Below are 5,309 nucleotides of genomic sequence, written 5' to 3'. Positions count from 1 at the left end.
TTTAAATACCCACTTGCCCCAGCGCGATCGAATTGCAACGGTTGACCATTTTCCATTAATAAAAAATCACCAAGCTGAGGGGCAAAATCGATCAGAGACTTCTTAATTCACTGTTCCTGTTAACGGAGAAGATGCGATCGCATAATCTTTGATTGGCATTCTCCCAGCTAAATACGCCATCCGTCCAGCGATTGCGGCAAGGTTCATAGCATAAGCCATTGCCGAGGAATTTACTGCTAGTGCGATCGCGCTATTAATTAACAATGCATCAGCACCCATTTCCATCGCTTCAGCAGCTTGGGATGGTGCGCCAATACCAGCATCAACGACTACAGGAATTTTCGAGTTTTCAATAATAATTTGGATATTTGCGGTGGTTTTTAAGCCTTGTCCGGAGCCAATAGGAGCGGCTAATGGCATCACCGTTGCACAGCCAACGTCTTCTAAATGCTTTGCTAGCATTGGGTCAGCATTGATATAGGGCAATACAGCAAATCCTTCTTTAACCAACTGTTCGGCTGCTTGGAGAGTACCAATTGGGTCGGGGAGTAAATACTTAGCATCGGGTATTACTTCTAACTTAATGAAATTATTATCTTCCTGTCCCAACAACTTCGCCATTTCCCGTCCCAATCTTGCTACCCGTATTGCTTCTTCGGCTGTTTTGCAACCTGCGGTATTCGGTAACATCCAAATTTTATCCCAATCGAGTGCCTGTGCTAAACCTTCATGTCCAGGTGCATTAGTTTGGACTCGTCGCACAGCTACGGTGACGATTTCACAACCGCTAGCAATCACACTTTGCTGCATTTCTTCAATGCTGCGATATTTCCCCGTACCCGTCATCAAGCGGGATTTAAAGGTTTTGCCAGCAATAACCAAGGGTGAATCTGGAATCGGTTCTAATGTAGGGGCAGGTTGTTTGCCCTTGTTAATATGTTCATTTTGATTAAACGGCTGTTTGCCGAGATTCTCAATAGGGTTATTACCGTTACCGTTGGTGACATGATTAAAATTAGCGGAATTAGTAAACATTGGTGTGGAAGTAGATGACTGGTTTGGCGATTGGAAGCGGGAATAATGGAAATTTTCGAGGATAGGGTCAAATTTCCCCCCTGTAATTAAATCAGCAATTAAAACTGAGGTGATAGGTGCAAGTAAAATACCATTACGATGATGACCAGTGGCAAAAGTGAGATTTTTGAGCGGACTTTCACCTAAAATCGGCAATTCATCGGGAGTTGCTGGACGATATCCCCACCACATTTGCGCGATCGCATAATCTTTTAATTCTGGGAATAGACGAATCGCTTTTTGTAATAAACTTTCGATGCCAATGGGGGTATTATTGGGTGTAAAGCCAACATCTTCAACGGTTGCACCAATAATAATTTTTTTATCTCTTCTGGGAACAATATATATTTCTTCGCCAAATAAAACACGATTTAAAGGTAATTCTGGTAAATATTCGGGAACTATGACACTCAACATTTGCCCTTTACGAGGACGTACTGGTAGAGGTAGTAATTCATTTGACCAAGCACCTGTTGCCAAAATGTAATGTTCGGCACAGATAACACCATGATTGGTTTGTACAGCAATGACCTGTCCTTGTCGCTGCTGAATCCCTTCAACAGTAACATTTTCCTTCAATTCCACACCCAAAGATTGAGCCGCAGCGAATAATACTTCTGCCAATCTACGGTTATCGACTTGAGCATCTTCGGGATACCAATAACCACCAATCACATCTTGCCCCAGTCCTGATTGATACTGGTGGATAGTTTGTTTGTCCAGCCAATTTCCGGAAAGATGGCTTTTTTGTTCACCTTGTCCTTGATAAACAGGTACTAAAATTCCACAAGCCCAGTATCCTGAATTTATACCAGTAATTTCTTCGAGTTTACTTATCCATTCCGGGTAGAGACAGCGCGATCGCAAACACAATTCCCGCATTGCACCTTGTACCTGCTCTGCTTCTGGTGCCAGCATTCCCGCAGCTGCATAGGTTGCTGCGGCTTGAAAATCACGACTGAGTATAGTGACATTGCAACCCCGCATTTTGAGTGCGATCGCAGTTGCCAAACCCATGATACCGCCACCAATAATTAAAATTTCACTCTTCATTCGGTCATTTATTATAAATTATGAGTTAAGGAATACTAAAAAAATTAATTGTCCCATCCAAATTGTTGTAGGGGAGGAGTTTCCCCGCCCTTACTTACGAATGATACGATTGATGAGTCTATAGTTGAGATATTTTATTTTCTGGATATTTTATTTTCTGGATACTATATATCAACAAATAAAGACACAACGCAATGTTGTGTCTCTAGGGATAAATTAATTTTAGCTGAGTTTAGGTTTTCCTCTAGCAATTACCACAAAGCTTTAATTGGTTTGTTATTATTGCTCCCATCTCCCGAAGTCGAACCAGAATTACCTGATGAATCCGTAGTGTTAGAACCAGAAGAGGGTGTGGATTGACTTTGGTCGGTATTTGTGCCGTTGTTAATTGTGGTGTCGTTTTGAGCGACTTTACCACCATTGTCAGAGTTTTGAGAGGAACCAGCAGCAGTGCTATTAACGTTAATATTAGCTGGGAGAACACTCGAAGTCCGATTTGGATTTTGTTGTGGTGCTTGAGCATTTTGTCCATTCATGGGGAACCAAGTACCAATTAGCGTACCTAATAAAATTGCCAAGCCGCCTGCCATTAAAATAAGTGGTGTCCATCTACCCATATTATTTTCTCCTTATTTAACCTTTAATTGTCCAAACTATTTTAGAATATTGTCCCCAAAAACCATTATATTTCCCGACTTCGATATCCCCTAGAACCTCAGTATTTAAGTGATTGCGTTGAACCAAGAATCTCCATCATCCCTAGGGAGTGTCAACCTGAGCTAGTACAGAAGGCATATCGTATTCATCAATGGCTTTTGCTGTATATTGACATATCGCCTCAAATTTTGTCTCGCTTTTCCTATACTATGACCGTGAACTACCTACAATGTAACGCAAGGTCAGTGTAGGATAAAAACCGCAGTAGACGCAGAACCACGCGGAGAAATACAAATTAATCTGTACCTGACTCAAATAGACAATGCCGTATCTCCATATCTAGTGCTAACGCTACAATTACTTTTACAGCTAGCGAAAAAATAATTGCGATCGCGGTTGGTAAAAATGACTAAAAAATTAAAACTAACGTATATTTTTGACTTTCCTAGTTGCGATCGTGGTTCTATACATAATCCCCCTTTTTCCCTATTTTTAACCCAGGAGTGACAAAAACATGGCAGTCCATCTACTCCAAGCGATCGAAATCGGTAAATATTTAGTTACACAACGTCTCAAAGGACGTAAACGCTTTCCTCTGATTCTCATGTTAGAGCCTTTATTTAGGTGTAATCTCGCATGTACTGGATGCGGTAAAATCCAACATCCACCGGAAATTCTCAAACAAAATCTCTCCCCCGAAGACTGTTTCAAAGCTGCTGAGGAATGCGGAGCTCCTGTTGTTTCTATCCCTGGAGGAGAACCATTATTACATCCCCAAATCGATGAAATTGTCCGGGGATTGGTTGCCCGTAAGAAATTCGTATATCTGTGCAGCAATGGTTTGTTATTAGAAAAAAGCCTGCATAAATTTGAACCTTCACCCTACTTAAATTTCACCGTCCATCTTGATGGAATGCGCGAAAAACACGACGAATGTGTTGATAGAAAAGGTGTTTTCGATACTGCCATTAAAGCAGTTCAAGCAGCCAAAGCCAAAGGATTTAGGGTAGCAACTAACACTACCGTATTCGATGGTACGAAACCAGAGGAAATCCAAGAATTTTTCGACTTTGTGACTAGTCTCGGAATCGATGGAATGACCATTTCTCCAGGCTACAGCTACGAATGGGCACCCGACCAAGACCATTTCCTCAAACGCGAACAAACACGTGCCTTATTCCGCGATATTCTCGCACCTTTTAAAGCTGGTGATAAGAAATGGGATTTTAATAATAGTCCGTTATTTCTCGATTTTCTGACAGGAGAAAAAGACTACGAATGCACACCTTGGGGAAGTCCCAGTTATAGTGTTTTAGGTTGGCAAAAACCCTGTTATTTATTGAATGAAGGATATTATAAAACCTTCCATGAGTTGCTAGAAAAAACCGATTGGAATGAATATGGACGTGCTAGCGGTAATCCCAAATGTGCGGATTGTATGGTTCACTGCGGTTATGAACCAACTGCTGCGCTCGATGCAATGCAACCTGCAAATATTGGACGCTCTATGAAAGCTTTGTGGGGAGGTTGAGGAAGTAAAGACGCAGAGAGAAATCATCAATAAACCGGGTTTCTCTCAAAATCAACACGACTATTTTCGATACATCACTGATGGAAACCCGGTTTTTCCCTTTACCGAATGATTTATGAAGCGGAGGTATTTGGGGTTTGCGTGGGGGGTTAGAAGTCGGGTTACTGGGATAGTCGTACTAAATAGAGATTTTTTGTGGGGTAAGGAACCCGACTTCATTGGGATAGTCGTACTAAATGGAGATTTTTCGTTGGGGGAAGAACCCGACTTCATTGGGTTTTCGCGATCGCATTTGGGGGGTTTGTAAACTACACCTTATACTCAGAATTGATTTTGTAAAGATAAATACAAAGATGCCAACTAATCTTTGAAAAAAAGCAACATGGCAGTAGAATATTTAGCGGATTAGCAGCAGAAATGCAATGCTCAAATTCGTTAAAGTAGCTAATATCAGCCAAAATTCCCAAGGGAAACCACAAGTCATGTCTCAACAGCCTTTTTCCCACTCTACAATCGAACCTGACGCGAAAGCTCCGACTTTAAAGCGACTGCGACAGATGGCACGCTTACTTGATAAAGCTGTTGTGATTCCAGGTACAGAAGTTGGTATCGGTTTAGACCCTATTATCGGATTGATTCCTGTTGGTGGTGACTTTTTGGGTGTAATGCTTTCTGCTTATATTGTCTTGGAAGCCGCAAGATTGGGTGCCCCTCGTGCAACTTTGGGGAGAATGACTTTCAATATTGTTATGGATGGAGTTGTGGGTGCTGTTCCAGTTTTAGGAGACTTTTTTGACTTTGCTTGGACTGCGAATACTCATAATATTAAGTTATTAGAAGAGCATTTGAAGTTTCCAGGGCAGCGCAAAAAGGCTGATTGGTGGTTTATTGCGGGGATTTTGTTAGTGTTGTTAGTACTTGCGATCGCATTGGTTGCATTACCAGTTATATTACTTAGATGGTTTATGTCATTATTTACTGGTTAATTAAGTAT

5 protein-coding genes are annotated in these 5,309 nt (G+C 41.4%); 3 read left to right on the top strand and 2 right to left on the bottom strand.

Features of this window, described 5'->3' with window-relative positions; translation table 11 throughout:
- Nucleotides 1-102: 102 nt before the first annotated feature.
- Together thiO and CK510_RS25630 are read right to left on the bottom strand one after the other, a co-directional pair.
- Nucleotides 103-2,127: a glycine oxidase ThiO gene (gene thiO / locus CK510_RS25635; protein ID WP_095724363.1), complete on the bottom strand. Its 2,025-nt coding sequence runs from the start codon at nt 2,125-2,127 to the stop codon at nt 103-105.
- A gap of 251 nt (nt 2,128-2,378) precedes the next feature.
- Nucleotides 2,379-2,744, bottom strand: coding sequence for a hypothetical protein (locus CK510_RS25630; protein ID WP_095724362.1), 366 nt, complete (start codon nt 2,742-2,744; stop codon nt 2,379-2,381).
- 554 nt (nt 2,745-3,298) lie between these two features.
- Between CK510_RS25630 and hpnH the strand changes: the two genes are divergently transcribed.
- The 3 genes from hpnH to CK510_RS25615 all read left to right on the top strand — a co-directional run bounded on the left by hpnH (nt 3,299) and on the right by CK510_RS25615 (nt 5,301).
- Nucleotides 3,299-4,315: an adenosyl-hopene transferase HpnH gene (gene hpnH / locus CK510_RS25625; RefSeq protein WP_095724361.1), complete on the top strand. Its 1,017-nt coding sequence runs from the start codon at nt 3,299-3,301 to the stop codon at nt 4,313-4,315.
- 130 nt (nt 4,316-4,445) lie between these two features.
- The gene (locus CK510_RS32035; RefSeq protein WP_158224963.1) at nt 4,446-4,622 is read left to right on the top strand and encodes a hypothetical protein; all 177 of its coding nucleotides are present in this window, start codon (nt 4,446-4,448) and stop codon (nt 4,620-4,622) included.
- A 175-nt stretch (nt 4,623-4,797) separates the two neighbouring features.
- A complete protein-coding gene (locus CK510_RS25615) occupies nt 4,798-5,301 on the top strand; it encodes a DUF4112 domain-containing protein (RefSeq protein WP_095724364.1) in 504 nt (167 codons plus the stop codon).
- Nucleotides 5,302-5,309 lie beyond the last annotated feature (8 nt).

It is taken from the genome of Brunnivagina elsteri CCALA 953 (assembly GCF_002289455.1).
Lineage (GTDB): Bacteria > Cyanobacteriota > Cyanobacteriia > Cyanobacteriales > Nostocaceae > Brunnivagina > Brunnivagina elsteri.
Note: the sequence above shows the minus strand (reverse complement) of the source record. Positions and strands in the feature narration are given on the sequence as shown.

Coding starts and splice junctions, on each gene's coding strand:
- thiO (WP_095724363.1), bottom strand. CDS start 2,127: ATGAAGAGTGAAATTTTAATTATTGGTGGCGGTATCATGGGTTTGGCA.
- CK510_RS25630 (WP_095724362.1), bottom strand. CDS start 2,744: ATGGGTAGATGGACACCACTTATTTTAATGGCAGGCGGCTTGGCAATT.
- hpnH (WP_095724361.1), top strand. CDS start 3,299: ATGGCAGTCCATCTACTCCAAGCGATCGAAATCGGTAAATATTTAGTT.
- CK510_RS25615 (WP_095724364.1), top strand. CDS start 4,798: ATGTCTCAACAGCCTTTTTCCCACTCTACAATCGAACCTGACGCGAAA.